Genomic DNA, 23204 nt, shown 5'->3' with positions numbered 1-23204 from the left:
ACGCGGGGTGGAGCAGCCTGGTAGCTCGTCGGGCTCATAACCCGAAGGTCGTCGGTTCAAATCCGGCCCCCGCAACCAATATTAAACACCTTAACGGGTGTTTTTTCGTTTCTACGGTCCGTAAAAAAAGCGCCTTTCAGCGCTTTTTTATTATCCCCTTCTCGCCAGCGTCGCCCCATCGGCAAAGTAGGCTTTAATACCCGCCAGAATCGACTCCGCCACTTCCTGCTGGAACTTCGCCGTTTTGAGCTTACGCTCCTCTTCAATATTACTGATAAAGGCGGTTTCCACGAGAATAGAGGGAATATCCGGCGCTTTCAGCACCGCAAAGCCGGCCTGCTCAACCTGATTTTTGTGCAGATTATTAACCCTTCCCAGCTTGTTGAGCACCGCTTTACCGAACTTCAGACTATCGGCGATGGTCAACGATTGCACCATGTCGAACATGGTGTGATCGACATAGCGATCGCCGCTTTTACTCACGCCGCCGATCAAATCCGAGGCGTTCTGAGTTTGCGCGAGGTATTTTGCCGCCGTACTGGTCGCGCCCTTCGTCGAGAGCGCAAAAACGGATGAACCGCTGGGCTGTCGGCTGGTAAACGCGTCCGCATGGATAGAGACAAACAGGTCGGCGCGCTGCTTCTGGGCTTTCGCCACGCGCACTTTCAGCGGAATGAAGATATCCTCATTACGCGTCATGTAGACCTTCATATTGCCTTCTCTCTCAATTAACGCGCGCAAGCGGCGGGCAATCTGCAACACCACGTCTTTTTCGCGCGTCTTGTATTTCCCCACGGCGCCGGGATCTTCCCCTCCATGACCGGGATCGAGCATGATCACGATCGGGCGATCGCGCCCCGCCTTGCCCGGCTGCGGCCCGCTCTGCGCAGGCGGCACCTGCTTATCCAGATCGCCTTTGTTGTAATCTTCCAGCAGCGCCAGCAACGGGTCCTGCATATCCTGCGCATTGGCAGGGTAGAGATCCATCACCAGGCGTTCTTTAAAGCCCGCCACTGGCGCAAGGGCAAACAGCTGCGGTTTCACGTTTTGCTTCAGCTCAAACACCATCCGCACCGTCTGTGGATCAAACTGCCCCACTCGCGCTGACTTGATATACGGATCGTCCGCGCGGATCTGCGCGCCAATGCCTTTAAGCACCGAGTTCAGATTCACGCCTTCAATATCCACCACCACGCGCTCAGGGTTACTCAGGGCAAACTGTTTGTATTTCAGCAGACGGTTCGATTCCACCGTGACGCGGGTATAGCTGGACGCAGGCCAGATGCGTACCGCGACGACCTGGCTGACGGCAGCCAAACCGACCTGACTTACGCTCAATAGCCACATGGCGCCCGTCCCTTGTAGTAAACGACGGCGACTTATTGCTGAGTTGGATCCCGACATGCTTCTCCCGAGCAAAACAAACTTAACGGTGCTGATGTACAAAACGTCTAAATTGACCGGAAACTTTAGCGAATGACGCATAATCTGTCATCTATAAAAGGGTAAACTTTCTTTTTGTATTCACGGTATTACTGGGAGAAAACTTCAGCGGGATTAAAATTTGCGCTTGCGCACGACGGAAAAACAGAATAAAAATACATTAATTTCGAATAATCATGCAATGAGGGTGTGCCGTGGTGAAGGAACGTAGAACCGAACTGGTACAGGGATTCCGCCATTCTGTTCCCTATATCAATACCCATCGGGGAAAAACGTTTGTCATTATGCTTGGCGGTGAGGCCATTGAGCATGAAAATTTCTCCAGTATCGTCAATGACATCGGGCTTCTGCACAGTCTGGGCATTCGCCTGGTGGTGGTGTATGGCGCGCGTCCGCAAATCGACGCGAACCTTGCCGCACATCACCATGAGCCGCTGTACCACAAAAATACCCGCGTGACGGACGCCAAAACGCTGGAACTGGTTAAGCAAGCGGCAGGCACGTTGCAGCTGGATATCACCGCCCGTCTGTCGATGAGCCTGAACAACACCCCCTTACAGGGCGCGCACATCAACGTCGTCAGCGGCAATTTTATTATTGCACAGCCGTTGGGCGTGGATGACGGCGTGGATTACTGCCACAGCGGACGCATTCGCCGTATTGATGAAGAGGCAATTCATCGCCAGTTAGACAGCGGCGCAATTGTGCTGATGGGGCCGGTCGCGGTTTCCGTCACAGGCGAAAGTTTTAACCTGACCTCAGAAGAGATCGCCACGCAGCTCGCCATCAAACTGAAGGCGGAGAAGATGATCGGCTTCTGTTCGTCGCAAGGGGTAACTAACGACGAAGGCGACATCGTTTCCGAACTTTTCCCGAACGAAGCGCAGGCACGCGTTGAAGCGCAGGAAGAAAAAGGCGATTACAATTCAGGCACCGTGCGGTTCCTGCGCGGCGCGGTGAAAGCCTGTCGCAGCGGCGTGCGTCGCTGCCATCTGATTAGCTACCAGGAAGACGGCGCGCTATTGCAGGAGCTGTTCTCACGCGACGGGATCGGGACGCAAATCGTGATGGAGAGCGCCGAGCAGATTCGCCGCGCCACCATTAACGATATCGGCGGGATCCTGGAGCTGATTCGCCCGCTGGAACAACAGGGGATTCTGGTGCGCCGCTCCCGTGAACAACTGGAGATGGAGATCGACAAATTCACGATTATCCAGCGAGATAATCTGACTATCGCCTGCGCCGCGCTGTACCCTTTCCCCGAAGAAAAAATCGGCGAAATGGCCTGCGTGGCGGTACATCCAGATTATCGCAGTTCATCGCGTGGCGAAGTCTTGCTGGAGCGGATCGCCGTGCAGGCAAGACAGATGGGCCTCAGCAAGCTGTTTGTGCTGACAACGCGCAGTATTCACTGGTTCCAGGAACGTGGGTTTACGCCGGTGGATATCGAACTGCTGCCCGAGAGCAAAAAAGAGATGTACAACTATCAGCGTCGTTCAAAGGTGTTGATGGCAGATTTGGGATAACCCATTTTGCCTGACGGCGACGCTAAAGCGTCTTATCGGGTCTACGGGGATGCTGTAGGCCGGATAAGCGCAGGCACCATCCGGCAACTTGCCTCACAGCCCGTTATTAAAAAACGCGGACAGTCCGCTACGTCGCTCCGTGCGCGTCGCAATTGCCCCGCTCAAAACCCGTTCATCGGCATAGAGAGACAGGCGACGACGTGCGCGCGTCACGGCGGTATACACCAGCTCACGGGTCACAACCGGCGAGCGCTGGCTGGGTAAAATCAGCGCCGCATGATCGAACTCCGATCCCTGCGATTTATGCACCGTCATCGCCCAGGTTGTTTCATGCTCCGGCAAACGGCTGGGCTGCACCGACTTAATGCTGCCATCCGGCATGGCGAACCACACCCTCAACCCCTGTCCGCGATCGAGCGCAATACCGATATCGCCATTGAACAACCCCAACGCGCTGTCATTGCGCGCAATCATTACCGGACGCCCTTCATACCAGCGGCTGTGCGGGTGACGCTGAATTTTGCGCTTTTGCAGCATAACCTGTTCGATGCGTTCATTCAGACCGCCAACGCCAAACGGCCCTTCACGCAGCGCGCACAGCAACTGGTACTCATTGAAAGCCTGAATAATCGCCCCCGGCTCCGCGCCCTCGCGAACAAGCGCCAGATAACGCCCATAACCGGCCAGCGCCTCATCGAGCATGGCGGCGTAATCCTCGCTGCTCTGTAGCGTTCGTTTTTCAATATCGCTGAATCCCTGCTGAAAGACCGTTTTCATCGCCGCTTTATCGCCGCGATTAATGGCTGCCGCCAGTTGACCAATGCCGGAATCATGCCCGAAGCGATAGCTTTTTTGCAGCAAACACAGGCTATCGCGCAAAGAGGCCGCCTCCGTGCCTGCGCCCGCAGGAATGGGGCTTCCCGTCAGTCGGCTCAGCTGCTGTGCGCGCCCGGCGGTAAATCCGGCATTTACCCAGGCGCAGATATCGCCCAGCACCGCCCCCGCCTCAACGGAAGCCAGCTGATCGCGATCGCCGAGAAAAATCACGCGTCCGTGCGGCGGCAGCGCCTCAATTAGCCGCGACATCATCGGCAAATCGATCATTGATGCCTCATCCACCACCAGCACGTCCAGATGCAGCGGGTTTCCCGCATGATGGCGCAGCCTCTGGCTACCGGGCTGTGCGCCCAACAGCCGGTGCAACGTACTGGCGTCATCCGGGATGCGTTTTTTTTGCTCATCCGTGAGCGGAAGCTGGCGCAATGCCGCGCCAAGCGACTCGGTCAGACGCGCTGCCGCTTTCCCCGTCGGCGCCGCCAGTCGTATACGGCATCGCTCGCCGTCCGCCATCTGAATCAACGCGGCCAGCAGCTTCGCCACGGTAGTGGTTTTACCGGTGCCAGGCCCGCCGGAAATGACGGAAATACGGCGCGTCAACGCCACGGCCGCCGCCACTTTTTGCCAGTTGACGTCATCCGTCGGCGGGAAAAGCGCATCCAGCGTACGGGCCAGTTGCTGTTCATCTACCGCGATCGCCTGGTTAACCTCGCTAAAAAAGCGGGCTACCGTGCGCTCGTTACTCCACATCCGGTTCAGGTAAAGGCGATCTTCATGCAAAATCAACGGCGTTGGCCGCTCTCCCCGACTGACCGCCCCGGAAGCCAGCAGACACGATGCCCAGTCTTCAGGCGCGTCCCTCTCGCTAAACCAGGAGACCAGTAGCGGATGCGACTCTTCCGTTATCGCCAGGCGCGAAAGCGGCATACAGACATGCCCTTCCCCCGCATCGCGGCTGAGCAATGCAACGGCCAGCGTCACGCACGGATCGTCCTGCCCGGCAACCGCCAGCGCAAACTGAGCGTCTAATGGCCGCAACAGCTTTTGTTCTACGGCCTCCAGTAATCGCTTCTGAATTGTCATTGCGCCTCCTCCGCTACAACGCCTGCAAACATCGCATCCATTAACGCAATCAGTTCGCCGTCCGGCCGGGTCGAGAAAATGCCCTGCCGTGGATATTCACGGTCAACGCCGCGCAGGAAAAGGTAGATCACACCGCCGAAATGGCGTTCATAGTCATAATCGGCGATGCGATGGCGCAGATAGCGGTGCAACGCCAGCGTATACAGCTGATATTGCAGGTCATAGCGATGCGCCTGCATCGCTGAGGCCATTGCCTCCTGAGTGTAGGCCGTGCTGTCTTCGCCCAGCCAGTTTGATTTGTAATCGAGCAGGTAATACCGCCCTTCATGGCGAAACACCAGGTCGATAAACCCTTTCAGCATGCCGCGAACCTGCATGAAGTCGAGCGGCGGGCAGCCCGCCGAGAGCGGATCAAACCGGCGAATCAGCGCATCCAGTTGACTGGCGATAAGCGGCTGTGCGATCGGCAGATAAAACGCCATCTCCACCTGTTTTTCACGGGCGGAAAGATGACGCAGACTCACGCCGCGTTCGGTCAGGGGAGCCTGCAAAACAGCGTCCAGCCACTGCGTTAAAACCGGCTCCCAGTGCGCGTCATAACCGCCAAGCTCCAGTTTTTCCCGCACCCAGGCCGGGTCAACGGGCTGCGTAAAGTCGAGGTCTTCAAACAGGCTATGCAGGAATGTACCCGGCGATGCCCCTCGCGGGAACTGGTGCGGCGTCAGCTCCGGCTCTTCCACCACGTCCCCTACCCCGGCGGCATCCACATCCAGACGCGGAATTAAATCCTGGGCGACGCTATGGCCTTGCTGCTGTAAGCCGGAATAACTGGTTACTCGCCAGTTATCGGCAGGCGTTCGGCGTAACGCTCTGGCGCTTAGCGCCGCACGCGACGCTTCCGTTACCTGCCAGCGTTCGCTGTCCGGTTCGGCTGGCGTCCGACAGGCGATATCCTCCCCGCAAAGCGCGTCAATACAGGCGCGAAGCCCGGCGGCATCTTTCGGCTCACCTTTTTGCAGCAGGCGCCCGAGCGCGCTCTGGTGTACATCGGTATCGCCTTTCTTATCTCCGCGACGACGCACCAACGGCGCAACGCCGAGACTGCAATGCCACACCGAACGGGTCAGCGCCACATAAAGCAAACGCAGGTCTTCTGCCAGACGCTCTGCTTCCGCCAGTTCAACGCTCTCCTCGGCGTGGCTGAGATCCAGCACCGCGTCAAACGAATTGCGATCGTGATAAAACGCCTGATCCTGCACGCGGAAATGGGTAATAAAAGGCAGCCAGACGAGCGGGTATTCCAGTCCTTTTGATTTATGGATGGTGACGATTTGCACCAGATGTTTATCACTTTCCAGCCGCAGTTGCTGGCTGGCGGCATTGCTGTCCGGCTCAAGAATATGCTGCGACAGCCAGCGCACCAGCGCATGCTCGCTTTCCAGCTGCGAACCGGCTTCCTGCAACAATTCGCTGATGTGCAGAATATCGGTCAGGCGGCGCTCGCCTCCCGCCGTCGCCAGCAGGTTTTCGGCAATATTACGCGCTGACATCAGCGCGCGCAGCATGGGCATGACGCCGCGCTTATGCCAGATTTGACGATAGCCGTCGAACTCTTCGACCACCGTATCCCAGGCATTTTCGTCGTTATTCAGCGTTTCGATGTCCTGCGCGGTCAGCCCCATCATCGAGGCCGCCATCGCGCTACGCAGCGTATTTTCACGCTCAGGCGTCATGACGGCCTGTAAGATCCACAGCATCTCCTGCGCTTCCAGCGTCTCAAATACGCTGTCGCGGTTGGAGAGATAAACGGACGGAATCGCCAGCAGCGTCAGCGCATCACGAATTTGCGCCGCTTCCTGGCGGCTTCGCACCAGCACGCTGATATCCGAGGCTCGAACCGGGCGTGAGGCTTTCTCGCTAACAAGCAGCGCATCGCCAGTTTGCCCGGCTTTCAGCCAGTCACGAATTTGCGTCGCGCACACCTGCGCCATGTAGCTCTGATAGTCGCCAATGCCGCAGCTTTCCCCTTCCATCAACCACATGTTCATGGCGGGCTGCGTCTCGCCGTTCAGCACAAAGCGCAGCGACTGGTTTTTCTGGGCCGATTTAACCGGCGCAAATGGAATTTCGCGGAACATAAAGGCGTCGTTCATCTGACTGAACAACGTATTCACGCTGTTGACCATGCCCGGTGCGGAACGCCAGTTGGTATCCAGCGTATAATGGGCGCTGACCTCGCTGCGGGCTTTCATGTAGGTGAAGATATCCGCGCCGCGAAACGCATAAATCGCCTGTTTCGGATCGCCAATCAGCAACAGCGCGGTGTCCGGCTGATGCCGCCAGATGCGGCGGAAAATGCGGTACTGCTGCGGGTCGGTATCCTGAAATTCATCAATCATCGCCACCGGGAAACGGCCACGAATTGCGCTTGCCAGCGCATCGCCGCTATTACTACGCAGCGCAACATCCAGACGACTCAGCATGTCGTCGAAACCTAATTCACCCCGGCGTTGTTTTTCCTGCGCAACCGTCTCACGGATTTCCGCCAGCGCACGGGTGATCAACAGATCTTTTATCGTCAACGGTTCAGCCAGCAGTTCCTCAATGGCGACAAACAGCGGATGCTGCGGGGTTATGCCGCCCGCTTTGGTTCTCTCTTCCAGGAATCGCCGGGAGAATTTCTCCAGCGCGTCGGGTAATTGATAGGTTTGCGTTTCCGCCTGCGCCCACGCCGTGATCTTCTCGATCCATTTCGTCTGGTTGCCGCGATTGAATTTTCTGCGATCGATTCCCGACGACTCTATCACCCCATCCAGTTCATCAACGGACGCGCACCATTGCTGCTTCAGGGCGTTAATACGCGACAAAATGTGTTCGTGGCGAGACGCCAGCGTCTCGTCTGACGGCGGCGGGGCTTTGATGACCGGCGCTTCGCCCTGCAAATAACGATCGATATCTTTCAGTAGCGCCCGGGGGCCTTTCCACGCTTCAAAGACAACCTGGGCAATTTCGCGCGGCAGCGGATAACAGTGACGCCGCCAGAAGTCGGCGCAGGCCTGATAGCGCAGAAGGGATTCATCTTCGATTAATTGCTGCTCGAACAGCATGCCGGACTCAAACGCATTCAGGCTGAGCATGCGCTGGCAAAAACCGTGGATGGTGAATACCGCCGCCTCATCCATCTGTCTTTCCGCCAACAGTAACCACTGCGCCGCCTGCTTTTTATCCTCGATCTCTTCCAGCAGGCGGGCATATAACGGGTTATCGGTAGTTTCACGCAGACAGGCAATGCGCAGTTCATGGATGTTGCTGCGGATGCGGCCGCGTAACTCTTCGGTGGCCGCCTCGGTAAACGTCACGACCAACAGTTCTTCCACGGTCAGCGGTCGGGGAAAGGCGGCAGGGCCGCCCAATCCGAGCAGCAGGCGCAGATACAACGCGGCGATAGTAAACGTTTTGCCAGTACCCGCAGAGGCTTCAATCAAACGCTCGCCCGTGAGGGGCAAGCGTAAAGGATCAAGGGACTCAGCGGCATCATTCATTCTTTTCACTCATCAGGGGTAAGGTTTGCTGCAACGCGCTGACGTTCTCCCACACTTTCCAGCCTTCCGGGCGCACGTACTCTGCTTTCCCGTTCTGACTGCCGGAAACCTGTGACAGTATCGCCATGCCTTGCGGCTCAACCACCGCCTGATGGAAGAAATCGGCAAGTTTTTGCGGCGTCAGCAGTTTAATCTGAGCCACGATTTTATCACGTGAATCAAAGCGCATATTGCCGCGATCGAAATCTTTGCTTAATTTCGACGCTTCTTCGCCCAGCGTTTGCGGCGCTTGCAACATCTGCGCGATGATCGCCTGCTGAATTTGCGCAAACTCTTCCGGCGTCATCGCCCGCAGCTTCGCTTCCGCCGTTGGGAAGAATGCTTTGTAACGCTCCCAGAGATAAGACGGTTGCTTGTCGCTGCTTTGCAGCAGGAAACCCATCCCCCACTGACGCCCGACGCTCATCGGGAAAGCGAACACCGCATAACCTAACTGTTCTTCAGTACGCAACTGATTATAGAACCACGGCTGAACGATTTGCCCTAACATCGCGCTGTAGGCTGAACTGGCATATTCATCGTAACCGGTTGGAACGAATACCGCCGCCAGCGCGGAGTCAGTGCTGCTCCCCGCCTTCTCAAAGATGACCGACTGCTTTTTATCCACCAGTACGTCTTTATTGCGACACCACTCTGAACCGTTGGCGCCAAGCTGCTGTTGGATATCCCGCGCCATGGTTTTCACCTGCGCTTCGCGCATATTGCCAATCACCAGAAACTCCGGTCGCGCGCCTGCTTTTAACGTATCGCGGTAAGCCATGACCTCTTTCAGCGTGATCGAAGGCAACAGCTTACGGCGTTCGTCACGCTGGAAGTAAGGCACCTGAGAAAGCATCTGTGCCGGCATAATCGCCTGATCGTAGGCCTTCCCTTTTTCTGCGGAATCCATCATCTGCGCATACCAGGATTTCGCCTGTTCCAGCTGTTCTTCCGTCGCGGTGTAGCTGAAATACCCTTCCAGCAATGCCTGGAAAAGCTGCGGCAAGCGCTGCGTGTAACCGTTCGCGTTAAGCATCAGACCATTGTTGGCGTTGGTGGAAAAGCCAATCCCGCCGACCGATGCCTGGTTGCTTAACTGGTCGAGCGCGATCCCCGCGAGATAATCGTTTAACGCAAACATCACCTGGTTTCTGGCGCTGTCCATTGCTTTCGGGTTACGCAGAATAACGCTGACATCCGCCTTAGGCTCGCTGGCAAAATAACGGCTCGGCGCATAAACCACGCGCAAATCCGGTTCATCGACAATCAGCTCCGGGTGGGGATATTCCTTCTCCGGTTTGATCAGCGTGAAATCGTCTGGAATATAGGGGTTAAGCTCCGGTAATGACAGCGCAATGCCCTGCGCTTTTTGCTGCCAGTCGGCGAGCGTTTTGTCGTCGATTTTATTCACCTGATAAGGCGCGTCGACAAAATAGGCCGTTTTGTTGTGCGGTTCCTTCGGGCTGATGTACCAGATACGCGCATTCTGCGGCGTCATCATCGCCAGGCGTGATTTCACCGCCGCCGCATCGTATTGATCGGCGATATTCACCGCATCCAGCGTATGTTCCACCGGAACGCGAATCATCGTATCCGCCAGCCATTCGACGTAATCCATATCACGGGTGATAGAGGGGTAACGGAAGTCGAGATCCAGCACATGCGCCAGCTCATCGAAGTAGCGTTTATCCACGCCTTTTTCACGTAACAGATTGAGATAGCTGAAGATGGCGGCGACAACGTCGTCCCGGTTCGCCAGCCCTTTGTCCGTCAGGGTAGCGGAAATGGCCAGTACGCCGCTGTTACCGTTAACCACCGGGTCGGAGTCCGCACGAATGCCTTCCACTAATCCTTGTTTTTGCAGCCAGTCGGAGAGCGTTCCCGGGCTACGGTTGCCAATCAGGTAGGTCACCAGTTCGTCGGTTTTGCTGCGAAACTGCGCGCTGTTGTTATCAATACGAAACTCTACGCGCAGCACTTTACGCGGCAGAGCAGGCACATAATGAATGATGATGCCCTTTTGCGCGTCCGTTACTACCGGCACGGTAATTTCCGGCTTTTTGATATTTTTATTCGGCACCCGGCCATAGGTTTCAGCCGCAATACGCGCCAGTTCCGGCAGCGGTTTGTTACTGTAAATCACCGCCTTCATCAGGTTCGCTGAATAATATTTTTCGTAAAACGCCTGCAACGCCTGCTGAACCGGATTGCCCGGTTTGTCGCTTAAGGTTTCCAGATTGCCGCCAGAGAAGCGCGAACCCGGGTGCGCCGGGTTGATGGTTTCTGCGCTGACCTGCGCCATACGCATACCGTCTCGCGTACGCGCCATCGTCAGTTCGGCATTGACCGCATTGCGCTCACGCTCGGCATATTTTTTATCCAGCAACGGGGCGGCAATGGCATCGGCAAGGCGATCGACCGCACCTGACAGGGCGTCGTTTTCCACCTCCAGATAGAAGGCGGTACGATACGGCGCGGTGCTGGCATTATGGCTGCCGCCGTGCATTTTAAGGTATTCGGCAAGGCTGTCAGGCTGGGGATATTTTTTAGACCCCATCAGGCTCATATGTTCGAGATAGTGCGCCAGCCCCTGATGTTCATCGGGGTCCTCCAGCGATCCAACAGGCACCACCAGCGCGGAAAGCGATTTCACCGCTTGCGGGTCGGATACCAGCAAAACCACCATGTCATTGTCCAGACGAATCGCCTGATACTGACGCGTATCTTTCTCGCTTTTACGGATGGTTTCCGCCAAAGGCTGCCAACCGGTATCTGCCTGACTTAAGGGTGCCCAAAGGGCGACAAACAACAGTAACGCTTTGAACCAGGTGCTGCGGGGCATTCACGAACCTCATCATTAACTTTCTTTCCCGCTCAGGTGAAGCGCGAGCGCGACGCTGGCGCTTATTGAGCAGGACAAAACTGTGTGCTAAACGAGTCAGCATCTCTTATTGTAAAATCAGTCCGTGACAGAAAACGCATCATAAATGAAGCCATTTAATTGCGCAATTTTTATACAGACCTCACGACTGATTAAAACGAAATAGCGGTAACAGATAACGTTGAGACTGAGAAATAATGCTCTCTATCGTCTTCGGCTCCAGCTGTCGCCACAACCGTTGATACCAGATATCATCCCCTTCTCCGCGTATCACCATGTTACCTTCATAAGCCTGTAAGAACTTCGTCCGGGCTTTTTGCAGCGTGTCAGCATCATCTAACATGGCATCATTCGCCGCGTCATAACAAGCTTTTATCCATGCGCCGCCGCTTTCAGGAAGAACCAGCAGTGGGGATGACATCCCTTCCCGATAACCGTCAATCAGCTGTGCGAGGTAAGTTAACGCCTGTTCAGCCTCTAACGGCGGGAAGCGCCACTCTCCCTCTTTACGCAGGAACAAACGACTTTCGCCTTTTCCGCCACAGGCACAATAGACAAGGTGTTCCAGCCAAAGTTGCATTCCCTGCGCAACGCTTATTAAAGATGGGCGCCAGCGCAACAAACCGTCTTCCTGCACCTGCGGCAACCACCCCGTGATCTGCACGCCATTGCAGAGCAGATCAACTTCCATACTTTTTCCCTGCTGACGACACGCGATAATCCTGTCCGCCAGCGACTGCATCTCCTGACGCTGCGTATCCCAGAGGATCTCGCCAAAAGCGCCATACGGGAGATCGCCCGCCGCCCGGAAGCGACGGAATAAAAGCCCGGCATCCTCTTCTTCGACCAGCGTATTAAGCAACTGCTGATTAAGCTGATAGCGGGTTAGCCCTTCCAGAATGAACGGCTCCGTATCGGGAATTTCACTCTCTTCCGCGCGGAAATTCACCTGTAGCCGCATCTGGAAAAACGCCCGCACCGGATGCGCCCAGAAGCGCTGAAGTTTTTCCAGCGTCAACGTCTCAGGGAGTTCATAGGGCAACGGCTGCACAAAATCAGAGTGGGCCTCGCCTGACTGACTTGCAGCAGGCAGCCATTCGCGCGCGTAGCTTTGCTGTTCACCGGGAAGATAGTTTTGCGCATCAAACGGCATCCGCGTGTGCAGGCGAGCGATATGCGCTTTCACGCGGGCCTCGCTCTCATCGCTGGTCAGTTCTTCATCTCCCGGCAAATAGTGACTTTGCCCGATATAATCCATCAGTTCCTGCACCAGGACTGACGGGAAACGTTCGCTGTTATCCTGAATAGAGCGCCCGATGTAGCTGATATAGAGCGTCTGCTGCGCAGAGATTAAGGCCTCAAGGAACAGGTAGCGGTCATCATCGCGACGGCTACGATCCCCGCGCATCGGTTTCTGACTCATCAGGTCAAAACCGAGCGGCGCCAGCTGACGCGGATAGACGCCGTCATTCATACCAAGGAGACACACAACCTTAAAGGGGATAGAACGCATAGGCATGAGCGTACAGATGTTTACCGGCCCCGCCAGAAAACGCTGGCTGATGCGTTCCTGATCCAGCCTTTGTGCCAGCTCGTCCCGTAACAGAGACAGCGGCACCGCATCGCCATACTCCGCCTCAAGCCCTTCGGTGATAATCGCCTGCCATTGCTGCTCGATAAGGGTCATCGCGGCTTCCGTTTCCGCATCGGGCAGGAAAAAGTCATTGAGCATGTCGCGGCAAACCGGGAGCCACTCTTCCAGCGGACGCGCCTGCGCCAGTCCGCGACGCCAGAGGTTCAACTGCATAAGCAGGGACGCCAGATGCCCGACCAGCTCCGCAATCAGCCCGCTGGACTCGTCATAAGGCAGCACGGACTGCCATTCGCCCTGCGCGCTTTCCATCGCGTAACCCAGCAGCATACGCGTCAGGCCAAATTGCCAGGTATGCTGCCCCGTTGCAGGAAGCGCCAGCTCGCGCACGTTGTCGTCATCAATCCCCCAGCGGATACCCGACTCATTGACCCATAAGCGAAGATAGCGCAGCCCTTCTTCGTTGATGTTAAATCGAGCCGCCAGAACCGGCACGTCCAGCAGCGCCAGCACATCTTCAGAGACAAAACGGCTGTCCGGCAACGACAGCAGGCTGATAAACGCCTGCAAAACAGGATGCGACTGACGCGCCCGGCGATCGGAGATGGCATAAGGCAGATAGCGTTCGGCAGGCGCACTGCCAAATACGGCCTGAATAAAGGGGCTATAGCTGTCGATATCCGCCACCATGACGATAATATCGCGCGGCATCAGCGTCGGGTCGGCCTCCAGCATCGCCAGCAGACGATCGTGCAGGATCTCCACTTCACGCTGCGGGCTATGGCATATGTGAAAGGTCACGCTGGCGTCATTCGGGTCAAGCAGACGCTTGTTGTCGCTTCGGGCGTACTCTTCGAGGTTCACCCCAGCCACGGCGCGACTTTCCAGCTCAAGGATGTCCGCCTGAATGTTATGAAGCAGATTGTCCGGGGGAATATCGACAAACGCATCCAGTTCCTGTGTGTTTTCCAGTTCGGAAAGCAAGTAGATGTAGTCCCGCCCCAGTTTCCCCCAGGACGCCAGCATCGGGTTCCCGACATCCTGCTCGCCGTCGCTATTAAATAACTCCCCGGCGCGTTGGTTATCGCGAAACAGCGGTAAGTCGCGCTCCTCAAAGCTGTGACGACGCTGACGAGCCACCAGTTTTGCCAGCCAGGCAGGGTCTCTGATATCCCCCCAGTAATAACGACAGGGGTTAGTGAACAGCAGATGGATTTCGATGTGCTTTCCCAGCGCCTGCAAGGCCCGGAGATACACCGGCGGCAGCGCGGAAATACCACAAATAAAGACGCGCGAAGGCAGCCCCGTCGGGCTGGTTGTCGCATTTTCCAGCGTCTGGATAAAACGCTGATACACATTCGCACGATGCCAGCGCGGCTGCCCCAGTTCAGCCGTGTATTCCACCAACGCCTTCCACAGCGGCGCCTGCCAGATCTGAGCCTCCCCTAACCCGTCAACCATCTGCCCCGCCTCCCACTGGGTAAGCCAGTCGGGGCGATAGACCAGATACTGATCGAAAAGATCGGCGGCACGCGAGGAAAGCTGGAATAGCTTGCGCTTGTCAGCGTCGTCCGTCAGATAGTGGCGCAGTAGCGTAAAATCCTCACGCTCCAGCAGTTGCGGCAGCAGCGTCATCAGCTTCCAGCTCATGTTTTGCTTGCTGAACGCGCTCTCTTTCGGGATATCAGGCAGCACGCGTACAAACATATCCCAGATAAAACTCGCGGGTAGCGGAAAATCGATATTCGCGGCGATACCAAATTTCTGCGAAAGGGTCATTTGCAGCCACTGCGCCATACCGGTACTTTGAACCAACACAATTTCGGGTTCAAAGGGATCGTCAAGCCGATCGCGCTCAACGATGAATTCCATTAACGCTTCCAGCACGTCCAGACGGTTGGAGTGGTAGACCCTTAACATAGCAACTCCTGACTACTGACTTTTCGGGCAATGTAAGCGCGACATCTGGCCTTGCCTGCCCAAAGGGGAAATGAGTTTAACGCTGATGCTGACACATCCCGCTTGTGTTGTCTGCATTCGGTTGGCCTGCCAGCTTTCGGGAGGTGAAAATGAATACAGCGCCGTTTGCTGCCAGCCGTACCGCCAGAGCTGTTGATATTGCGCCCTGACGACAAGACTCGTCATCAACGCCCGCTGATAACCCGATAACGCGGTGACGGTTATCACCAGCAGCGCCATCGCCAGTATCACTTCCGGCAGACTAAAACCACGCTGCCTGTTCAGGGTATCTGGCATAACGCCACCTCACTCAACGGGCAAAAATCGCTCCATCCATGCGGAGAAAATACAACGCCGCTTTCCTCCCGCGCTCCCAGGCGCCAGACCGATGCGCCATCATACTGCGCAATCAATAAAGCGGTGTTGTTAGCGAACAGACGCAGGCAAACGCGGGCATTTGGCGTGGCGTATTGCCGACACTCAACCGCAGCCTGCGCCGACCATGACTGCATCCTTCCCCATTCCAGCGCCGACTGCGCCACCGCCTGACGCTGCAAGGCCCGGCTTTCTGTCGCCACCAGAGTGGAAAAACTCGCCTGCTGCTGGTTTGCCCCCTGAAGCAGCAGGCTGCCCAATACCAGCAGCAAAAGCACCATCGCCAGAGAAGACACACCCCGTTCACACTTCACAGATTAAACCCGGTGACGCTGTATTGCGCCTTAACAGCGGTTTTAGAAGCCGCTTTACTGCGCCCCTGAAGAGACAGCGTCAGTACCGGCGCAAAACCGGGCATCTCCTGACGCTCAACGTTAAATGCCTCAATCTGTACCGTATCGGGATCGGTCATTTTATCCCACCCTTTATCTGCGCATGATGTTGCCCCGCGCAGTGTTTCCAGCGTTTTATTGTTTAAACGAAACCCGATCTGTTCGGCCTCTTTTCCCGGCGCAGTCTCCCAGCGCCCGTTATTATTGGCGTCCCACTGTACGATAACGCACTCCCCCTGCCCGGCAATCACCAGTCCTTTCCCTGTGCAGTTTCCCCGACAATATCCCGCGCGTTGCAGGTGTTTTGCCACGGTATAAGCACGCTGCCAGATCTCATCTTCCAGCAACAGCTGCCGCGTGGTCTGTAGAATCTCACGCTGTAGCGCGGGTAAAAATCGTGCCGCGCCGAGCAGTAGCATGCTGCTTATCGCCATCGCGATAAGTATCTCCAGCAGAGAAAAACCGCGCTCGTTCATCGACATGCTTCGGCCTCGCGTCCCTCACAGAGCCGGATTCGCCCCCAGGACGAAACCACCAGACGCCATTCGCCCGCGGCGTTTTTCAGGCGGATATGCCCGGCCCAGGCGGTATTGCGCAGACCAAAAAACGCCAGCGAGGGGGTGATCTCCACCATGTCGATATCGCGCCATGCTGGAATAAAGACAAACGGCGCGTCTGGCGTACAGGCACCTTGCGCCGCAGCAGCGCTGACAAAGCACCAGCCGCCGCGTTCTCTGATGACCTGAACAATGTGATCCCGGTTGTGCCAGTTCGCATCCTCACGCAGTTGCAGCAAATAATCCCGCAGCTGGCTGGCGGTTTGCCATAACCGTTGCTGCTGTTGCCAACGCTGCCAGCCATAGAGCCCTGTGGCGCTAAGGCTAACCATAAGAAGCATGGCGACCATTGTTTCAATGAGCGTATAGCCCTGTTGTTTTTTCATAGCGGCAGTATGCCGGGGGCGGAGAAAATGACGAGGCAAGAATGCAGATTATTCGGCGCGTTACGAGAAATAGTTATCGTATTACAGCGCGTTGCAAAAATTCGGGAAGCAGCGCCGAAGAATGGCGTACGGGATAAAAAAAACCGACGCGCAAGGGCGTCGGTTATGACAGGATGAGCTCAGATCAGATAGCGACCGGCGCTTTAATGCCAGGATGCGGGTCGTAGCCTTCAATCTCAAAATCTTCAAAACGGTAGTCGAAGATAGAGTCAGGCTTACGTTTAATCACCAGTTTCGGCAGCGCGCGCGGTTCGCGGCTTAACTGTAGGTGCGTCTGTTCCATATGGTTGCTGTACAGGTGCGTGTCGCCGCCGGTCCAGACAAAGTCGCCCACTTCCAGGTCGCACTGTTGCGCCATCATATGCACCAGTAACGCATAGCTGGCGATATTAAACGGCAGCCCCAGGAAGACGTCGCAGGAGCGCTGATACAGCTGGCAGGAGAGCTTGCCGTCCGCAACATAGAACTGGAAGAACGCATGACACGGCGCCAGCGCCATTTTATCCAGCTCGCCGACGTTCCAGGCGGAAACAATAATACGGCGGGAGTCCGGGTCATTTTTCAACTGGTTCATGACCGTGGTGATCTGGTCAATATGGCGACCGTCCGGCGCAGGCCATGCGCGCCACTGTTTGCCATATACCGGGCCTAAATTACCGTTTTCATCGGCCCATTCGTCCCAGATCGTCACATTGTTTTCATGCAGGTAAGCGACGTTGGTATCGCCTTGCAGGAACCACAACAGCTCGTGAATGATGGAGCGTAAATGGCAGCGCTTCGTCGTCACCAGCGGAAATCCTTCCCGCAGGTTAAAACGCATCTGATGACCAAAAATGGAAAGCGTTCCGGTTCCGGTACGGTCGTTTTTCTGTGTGCCTTCATCCAGCACTTTTTGCATCAGTTCTAAATACTGTTTCATGGTTCCTCAGGAAACGTGTTGCTGTGGGCTGCGGCGGTAAGCCCAAACCATCATGATCACACCAGCGACAATCATCGGGATAGAGAGAATCTGCCCCATGCTGATGTACTGTACCCATGCGCCGGTAAACTGCGCATCCGGCTGGCGGAAGAATTCAACAATGATACGAAACGCGCCATAGCCAATCAGGAACAGGCCAGAGACAGCCCCCATCGGGCGCGACTTGCGGATAAACAGGTTAAGAATAATGAACAGCACGATACCTTCCAGCACCAGCTCATACAGCTGGGACGGGTGGCGAGGCAGAACGCCATAGGTATCAAAGATCGACTGCCACTGCGGGTTTGACGGCAACAGCGCGATATCTTCCGCGCGAGAGCCCGGGAACAGCATGGCAAACGGGAAGCTCGGATCGACACGCCCCCACAGCTCGCCGTTGATAAAGTTCCCCAGACGCCCTGCGCCTAAACCAAAAGGAATCAGCGGCGCGATAAAATCGGATACCTGGAAGAAAGAACGTTTAGTGCGTCTGGCGAAGATCACCATCACCAGAATGACGCCGATCAGGCCGCCGTGGAAGGACATGCCGCCATCCCAGACGCGGAACAGATAGAGCGGATTTTCCAGGAACATCGGGAAGTTGTAGAACAAGACGTAACCAATACGGCCACCGAGGAAAACGCCGAGAAAACCGGCATAGAGTAAGTTTTCAACTTCGTTTTTGGTCCAGCCGCTGCCCGGACGGTTTGCCCGGCGAATCGCCAGCCACATTGCAAAGACAAAACCGACCAGGTACATCATGCCGTACCAGTGCAGCGCAACGGGCCCAATTGAGAAAATGACCGGATCAAATTCCGGAAAATGCAGATAGCTACTGGTCATCTGTCACCACAAGTTCTTGTTATTTCGCTGAAAATAGACAGCAATTGATATGCGCGCCAGCCGTTCACAGGCGCTCCAAAGGAGCGAATGATAGCACAAGGGGTGCATCGGTGATGCCGGGAAGATGTAAAAGATCTGTATAGGCTATCAATGACAATCCCAGGAATGCCTGATGGCGCTTACGCTTATCAGGCCTACAGCCGGCACAACATCTTTGCCTGATGGCGCTTACGCTTATCAGGCCTACGGACCGCGCAACATCTTTGCCTGATGGCGCTGCGCTTATCAGGCCTACAGACCGCGCAACACCTTTGCCTGATGGCGCTTACGCTTATCAGGCCTACAAACGGCGCAACATCTTTGCCTGATGGCGCTACGCTTATCAGGCCTACAGACGGCGCAACATCTTTGCCTGATGGCGCTTACGCTTATCAGGTCTACAGACGGCACAACATCTTTGCCTGATGGCGCCGCGCTTATCAGGCCTACAGACGGCACCGTACCGTAGGCCGGATAAGGCGCGTGCGCCGCCATCCGGCAATCAAGGGCACAGCGCCTGTCACAACCCCCCGCGTATCAGGCCTCCCATGCCACGGCGCTCCATAAACGCCGCCACCTGATGACGCACTTCCGTCGCCATTTGCGCTTCCAGACTGCGCTGCGCCAGCGTTTGCGCGTCTTCATAATCAATGTGCCGCAGCAGGTATTTCACCCGCGCGACGGAGCGACCGTTCATCGACAGATGGCGGAATCCCAGGCCTATCAGGATCGCCACGCACATCGGATCGCCCGCCATTTCACCGCATAGCCGCAAATCAAGCCCCTGTTTTTCGGCTTCCTGAGCGATCATCGCCAGCGCACGTAACATCCCCGGGTGCAGGCTGTCGTAAATACTGGCCACACGCGTATTGTTGCGATCAACCGCCAGGATGTACTGCGTCAGATCGTTAGTGCCAACGGAGATAAAATCGACCCGGTTCACCAGTTGCGGCAGCATAAATACCATCGACGGCACTTCCAGCATGATCCCAATGCGCGGTCTGGGGATCGCGTAACCGATCATCTCTTCGACTTCACGCCCGGCACGCTCAATCAGGCGTCGCGCTTCATCCACTTCATCAATGCTGGTGACCATCGGCAGTAAAATGCTCAGGTTGCCGGTCGCGGCGTTGGCGCGCAGCATCGCGCGCACCTGGATCAGGAAGATCTCCGGCTGATCGAGCGTAATACGAATGCCGCGCCAGCCCAGACATGGGTTTTCTTCGCTGATCGGCATATAGGGCAGTTGCTTGTCCGCGCCGACATCCAGCGTACGCAGAGTCACCGGTTTGTCGTTAAACATTTGCAGCATCCCCTGATACTGCGCTACCTGCTCTTCTTCCGAGGGGAAACCGCTTTGCAACATGAACGGAATTTCGGTGCGATAAAGCCCGATACCGTCGATACGGCTGCCCAGCTTCTCTTCATGTTCCGGGCTTAACCCTGCATTAAGCATCACCTTAACGCGTTCGCCGCTTTTCAGATGCGCGGGCAGATTGACATCATCTTCCGCCAGCCGGCTTAGTTCATTCTCTTCGCTGATAAGCCGCTGATATTCCTGCAACAATACCGGTTCAGGATCGACCAGCAGCTCCCCGCGATAGCCATCCACCACCAGCGTGCGGTGATGAAGAACCGAAGGCTGAATATCCGCGCCCATCACGGTCGGAATACCGAGCGCGCGTACCATAATCGCCGCATGCGAGTTAGCCGCGCCGTCGCGAACCACGACGCCGGCCAGTCTGTCCTGCGGCAGTTCCGCCAGCGTGGTGGCTGAGAGTTCGTCCGCCACCAGCACAAAACGCTCAGGCCATGTGTTCGGCCCCTGAATGGTGTCATCCAGGTGGAATAACAGACGCTGGCCCAGCGCGCGTAAATCTCCGGCACGCTCTTTGAGGTAGCCATCCGTCAGGGCGGCAAACTGCTCGGCAAACTTTTCGATGACTTTTTTGACGGCCCACTCCGCCACCGCGCCTTTATCAACTTCGGCAAACAGTTCACGACGCAGTCGGGCATCAGAAAGCAGGTGTGAATACAGATCGAAGATCGCCGCCGTCTCTTTCTGCGCGCCAGCGGCAAAGCGCTTACTGTAACGACGAAATTCGTTAGCGGCCTCTTCCAGCGCGCCGGTCAGCCGCTCGCGCTCAAGCGCCGGGTCAAGGGTGGAGGCTTCGTAGACCTGCTCCATCAGCGGCAACGTTGCATCCTGCCATCCTTCCGCTATCGCCACGCCGGGCGCGGCGGGCAGCGCACGGATGCGCGTATGGCGGTATTGACCAAATAACGCGGTTAGCTGCGTCTGCGAAAGGATAGCCGCCATCTGGGTCGCCAGCGTAACAAGGAAAGACTCTTCACTTTCATCGTACTGGCGTAGTTCACGCTGCTGTACCACCAGCACCCCCAGTAGCTGGCGGCGCTGGATAATCGGCACGCCCAGAAAAGCGCGGAAACGCTCCTCTTTTACTGACGGGATGTATTTAAAGCTGGGGTGTTTCTGCGCATCGGCAAGGTTGATCGGTTCCGCCAGCCTGCCAACCAGGCCGACGATACCTTCATCAAATGCGAGTGTGACAGTACGGCCACGCGGTTTTTTTAGCCCTCGCGTCGCCATGAGGTAGTAACAACGTCGGTCGTGATCGGCCAGATAGACCGAACAGACCTCTGTATCCATCGCAAGACAGATATCAGTGACCAGAATATTCAGCGCCTCGTTAAGGCGCGGCGCACTGGCCACCTTTTCCACTATTTCGCGCAGGCGGGTGAGCATAATTTGCGTAGCTTTAACCTCTTTTACGTCGCCAGGCAGGTGCGTTTTGTGGCTTCGGCGTACTCTCCTGAAGCGCCATCACGACACTTGCGAACTCTTTCATCACCCTGCGGTAGACATCGCGTTTAAATGACACCACCTGCCTGACCGGGTACCAGTAACTTACCCAGCGCCAGCCATCAAACTCAGGGGTGCTGCTGGTTTGCATATTGATTTCCGCATCAGCGCTCATCAATTGCAGAAGAAACCATTTTTGTTTCTGGCCGATACAAACCGGCTTCGTGTCCCAACGCACCAAACGTTTCGGTAACTTGTAACGCAACCAGTTGCGAGTAGAAGCAAGTATCCGCACATCTTTACGGCTCAACCCGACTTCTTCAAACAGTTCCCGGTACATCGCTTGTTCTGCTGACTCCCCTGAATTTATCCCGCCTTGCGGGAATTGCCAGGAGTGCTGACCAAATCGCCGGGCCCACATAACCTGCCCCTGGCGATTACAAATTACGATACCTACATTTGGGCGGTAGCCATCGTCATCAATCACCGGACTACCTCAACATAAACCTTATATATGAATGATTGTTTCACACTCCAGAGAGACGGTAAACCACTCTGTTAGGCGTACGCGCTACTAATAACAATTGAATAACTCACAGCAAATAGCCGAGTTATAAACAGAGAGGTGTGTTCACAGACGATTTTATTCACCTTTTCTGTGGATATAGTTGTGAAGAAGTACGGAATTACTACGGGAAAACCCGGAACAGTCTGAATTGGGCGGCAAACACCATCAAAAAATAGCCTCGTAAATTCATTAAGTTAAATGCAAAGCCTGCGTCTATTCGTGCTAAATCGTGACAGCCATCACATTGAAGATCGTCAGGCTGATGAAAGATCAACCACCGTCGCTTTTATCCACAGATTGTGCCAATAAGTTAGGCACAATTTGTGTAAAAATTCGATTTTCGTCGCACGTCAAGGCTGTAAATTGAAACAGTAGTGGCGGTTTTTCACAGTTATCCCATCTTTCTGTGGATAACATGGTGTAAGATCCTGTTTATTTTCAGTGACCAGATTTGGAAAACCCATTGCTCTGTTGCGCAACTTGCAGAATCAGATCCTAAAAACCAATATAAATCATGCGATTGAACATCGCGTGTGGAAATCGTTAAACTCTGTTCATACGGTATAAAATCATTGTTCACTTTTTCGCCTAAGGTATAACGTCATGCCCGGACTCCGCCCGCTACTTTCTCCGCCAGCATCTGAAGCCCTTTTGCTTGCCCAGGCGCAGCAGCTTTCAGGTTACTCGCTGGGCGAACTGGCGGCGCTGGCCGGTTTAGTGGCCCCCAAAGATTTGAAACGGGATAAAGGCTGGATTGGCGTGCTGCTGGAGATCTGGCTCGGCGCCAGCGCCGGTAGCAAACCGGAACAAGATTTCGCCGCGCTTGGCGTGGAGCTGAAAACCATTCCCGTCGATAGCCTTGGCCGCCCGCTGGAAACCACGTTTGTCTGCGTCGCGCCGCTAACCGGCAACAGCGGCGTGACGTGGGAAACAAGTCACGTCCGCCACAAATTAAAACGTGTGTTATGGGTTCCCGTAGAGGGGGAGCGCAGTATTCCGTTAGCCGATCGGCGCGTCGGTTCCCCACTGTTGTGGAGCCCAAATGAAGAAGAAGATCAGCAGCTTCGCCTCGACTGGGAAGAGTTGATGGACATGATTGTGCTGGGTCAGGTTGAGCGGATCACCGCCCGGCATGGCGAATTTTTACAACTGCGGCCAAAAGCGGCGAATGCCAAAGCCCTTACCGAAGCAATTGGCGCGCAGGGAGAGACCATTCTGACGTTGCCGCGCGGCTTTTATCTGAAAAAGAACTTCACTCGCACGCTGCTGGCCCGCCATTTCCTGTTACAGGGCTAACAGGC

16 protein-coding genes and 1 tRNA gene are annotated in these 23204 nt (G+C 55.8%); 3 read left to right on the top strand and 14 right to left on the bottom strand.

Going from position 1 to position 23204, the window contains the following annotated elements:
• Window position 1 precedes the first annotated feature (1 nt).
• A tRNA-Met gene (locus OGV79_RS03660) sits at window positions 2-78 on the top strand.
• 72 nt (window positions 79-150) lie between these two features.
• On the opposite strand, the gene amiC is transcribed toward OGV79_RS03660, so the two are convergent.
• Window positions 151-1404 (bottom strand): N-acetylmuramoyl-L-alanine amidase AmiC, encoded by a 1254-nt coding sequence (gene amiC, locus OGV79_RS03655; RefSeq protein WP_024130905.1) that lies wholly within the window; start codon window positions 1402-1404, stop codon window positions 151-153.
• A 233-nt stretch (window positions 1405-1637) separates the two neighbouring features.
• Here amiC and argA point away from each other — a divergent pair, with 233 nt between their 5' ends.
• On the top strand, window positions 1638-2969 hold the full coding sequence (gene argA / locus OGV79_RS03650; RefSeq protein ID WP_024130906.1) for an amino-acid N-acetyltransferase: 1332 nt from the start codon (window positions 1638-1640) through the stop codon (window positions 2967-2969).
• A 93-nt stretch (window positions 2970-3062) separates the two neighbouring features.
• Here argA and recD read toward each other — a convergent pair whose 3' ends face one another.
• The 13 genes from recD to OGV79_RS21670 form a co-directional block, all read right to left on the bottom strand.
• Window positions 3063-4889 (bottom strand): exodeoxyribonuclease V subunit alpha, encoded by a 1827-nt coding sequence (gene recD / locus OGV79_RS03645; RefSeq protein ID WP_115181210.1) that lies wholly within the window; start codon window positions 4887-4889, stop codon window positions 3063-3065.
• Window positions 4886-8431: an exodeoxyribonuclease V subunit beta gene (gene recB, locus OGV79_RS03640; RefSeq protein WP_286467655.1), complete on the bottom strand. Its 3546-nt coding sequence runs from the start codon at window positions 8429-8431 to the stop codon at window positions 4886-4888. Before recB ends, recD begins: the two co-directional genes overlap by 4 nt.
• Window positions 8424-11312 carry a pitrilysin gene (ptrA, locus tag OGV79_RS03635; RefSeq protein ID WP_286467647.1) on the bottom strand — a complete coding sequence of 963 codons (2889 nt, stop codon included), beginning with the start codon at window positions 11310-11312 and terminating at the stop codon, window positions 8424-8426. Before ptrA ends, recB begins: the two co-directional genes overlap by 8 nt.
• Before the next feature lie 181 nt (window positions 11313-11493).
• Window positions 11494-14862 (bottom strand): exodeoxyribonuclease V subunit gamma, encoded by a 3369-nt coding sequence (gene recC / locus OGV79_RS03630; RefSeq protein ID WP_286467641.1) that lies wholly within the window; start codon window positions 14860-14862, stop codon window positions 11494-11496.
• Window positions 14863-14874: 12 nt separating this feature from the next.
• Complete coding sequence (locus tag OGV79_RS03625; RefSeq protein WP_012134939.1) at window positions 14875-15198, bottom strand: prepilin-type N-terminal cleavage/methylation domain-containing protein; 324 nt, start codon at window positions 15196-15198, stop codon at window positions 14875-14877.
• Window positions 15183-15590: a DUF2509 family protein gene (locus OGV79_RS03620; protein ID WP_096753902.1), complete on the bottom strand. Its 408-nt coding sequence runs from the start codon at window positions 15588-15590 to the stop codon at window positions 15183-15185. The genes OGV79_RS03625 and OGV79_RS03620 overlap by 16 nt, the downstream gene beginning before the upstream one ends.
• Window positions 15587-16150, bottom strand: a complete 564-nt coding sequence (locus OGV79_RS03615; RefSeq protein WP_058668040.1) for a prepilin peptidase-dependent protein — start codon at window positions 16148-16150, stop codon at window positions 15587-15589. The genes OGV79_RS03620 and OGV79_RS03615 overlap by 4 nt, the downstream gene beginning before the upstream one ends.
• Window positions 16141-16611: a prepilin peptidase-dependent protein gene (locus OGV79_RS03610; protein WP_058668041.1), complete on the bottom strand. Its 471-nt coding sequence runs from the start codon at window positions 16609-16611 to the stop codon at window positions 16141-16143. Before OGV79_RS03610 ends, OGV79_RS03615 begins: the two co-directional genes overlap by 10 nt.
• 184 nt (window positions 16612-16795) lie before the next feature.
• Entirely contained in the window at window positions 16796-17590 is a 795-nt protein-coding gene (gene thyA / locus OGV79_RS03605; protein WP_012134943.1) for a thymidylate synthase, read from the bottom strand.
• 6 nt (window positions 17591-17596) lie between these two features.
• The gene (gene lgt, locus OGV79_RS03600; RefSeq protein WP_071257899.1) at window positions 17597-18472 is read right to left on the bottom strand and encodes a prolipoprotein diacylglyceryl transferase; all 876 of its coding nucleotides are present in this window, start codon (window positions 18470-18472) and stop codon (window positions 17597-17599) included.
• Window positions 18473-19031: 559 nt separating this feature from the next.
• On the bottom strand, window positions 19032-21278 hold the full coding sequence (gene ptsP / locus OGV79_RS03595; protein ID WP_275165330.1) for a phosphoenolpyruvate--protein phosphotransferase: 2247 nt from the start codon (window positions 21276-21278) through the stop codon (window positions 19032-19034).
• A gap of 13 nt (window positions 21279-21291) precedes the next feature.
• Window positions 21292-21822 (bottom strand): RNA pyrophosphohydrolase, encoded by a 531-nt coding sequence (gene rppH / locus OGV79_RS03590; RefSeq protein ID WP_024130909.1) that lies wholly within the window; start codon window positions 21820-21822, stop codon window positions 21292-21294.
• A gap of 351 nt (window positions 21823-22173) precedes the next feature.
• Window positions 22174-22320 carry a hypothetical protein gene (locus OGV79_RS21670; RefSeq protein WP_047461519.1) on the bottom strand — a complete coding sequence of 49 codons (147 nt, stop codon included), beginning with the start codon at window positions 22318-22320 and terminating at the stop codon, window positions 22174-22176.
• Between the two features lie 186 nt (window positions 22321-22506).
• Here OGV79_RS21670 and mutH point away from each other — a divergent pair, with 186 nt between their 5' ends.
• Window positions 22507-23199 (top strand): DNA mismatch repair endonuclease MutH, encoded by a 693-nt coding sequence (mutH, locus tag OGV79_RS03585; protein ID WP_112001587.1) that lies wholly within the window; start codon window positions 22507-22509, stop codon window positions 23197-23199.
• Window positions 23200-23204: the final 5 nt, after the last annotated feature.

Source organism: Citrobacter sp. CK185 (assembly GCF_030333565.1).
Lineage (GTDB): Bacteria > Pseudomonadota > Gammaproteobacteria > Enterobacterales > Enterobacteriaceae > Citrobacter_B > Citrobacter_B koseri.
This window is presented reverse-complemented; position numbering and strand designations above follow the sequence as displayed.

What these genes read in the sequence shown, in the direction of transcription:
- OGV79_RS03625 (WP_012134939.1), bottom strand. Translation starts at nt 15,198, where the DNA reads ATGCCAGATACCCTGAACAGGCAGCGTGGTTTTAGTCTGCCGGAAGTG.
- OGV79_RS03610 (WP_058668041.1), bottom strand. Translation starts at nt 16,611, where the DNA reads ATGAAAAAACAACAGGGCTATACGCTCATTGAAACAATGGTCGCCATG.
- amiC (WP_024130905.1), bottom strand. Translation starts at nt 1,404, where the DNA reads ATGTCGGGATCCAACTCAGCAATAAGTCGCCGTCGTTTACTACAAGGG.
- recC (WP_286467641.1), bottom strand. Translation starts at nt 14,862, where the DNA reads ATGTTAAGGGTCTACCACTCCAACCGTCTGGACGTGCTGGAAGCGTTA.
- lgt (WP_071257899.1), bottom strand. Translation starts at nt 18,472, where the DNA reads ATGACCAGTAGCTATCTGCATTTTCCGGAATTTGATCCGGTCATTTTC.
- recD (WP_115181210.1), bottom strand. Translation starts at nt 4,889, where the DNA reads ATGACAATTCAGAAGCGATTACTGGAGGCCGTAGAACAAAAGCTGTTG.
- ptsP (WP_275165330.1), bottom strand. Translation starts at nt 21,278, where the DNA reads ATGCTCACCCGCCTGCGCGAAATAGTGGAAAAGGTGGCCAGTGCGCCG.
- mutH (WP_112001587.1), top strand. Translation starts at nt 22,507, where the DNA reads ATGCCCGGACTCCGCCCGCTACTTTCTCCGCCAGCATCTGAAGCCCTT.
- ptrA (WP_286467647.1), bottom strand. Translation starts at nt 11,312, where the DNA reads ATGCCCCGCAGCACCTGGTTCAAAGCGTTACTGTTGTTTGTCGCCCTT.
- OGV79_RS03615 (WP_058668040.1), bottom strand. Translation starts at nt 16,150, where the DNA reads ATGTCGATGAACGAGCGCGGTTTTTCTCTGCTGGAGATACTTATCGCG.
- recB (WP_286467655.1), bottom strand. Translation starts at nt 8,431, where the DNA reads ATGAATGATGCCGCTGAGTCCCTTGATCCTTTACGCTTGCCCCTCACG.
- OGV79_RS21670 (WP_047461519.1), bottom strand. Translation starts at nt 22,320, where the DNA reads ATGTTATCCACAGAAAGATGGGATAACTGTGAAAAACCGCCACTACTG.
- thyA (WP_012134943.1), bottom strand. Translation starts at nt 17,590, where the DNA reads ATGAAACAGTATTTAGAACTGATGCAAAAAGTGCTGGATGAAGGCACA.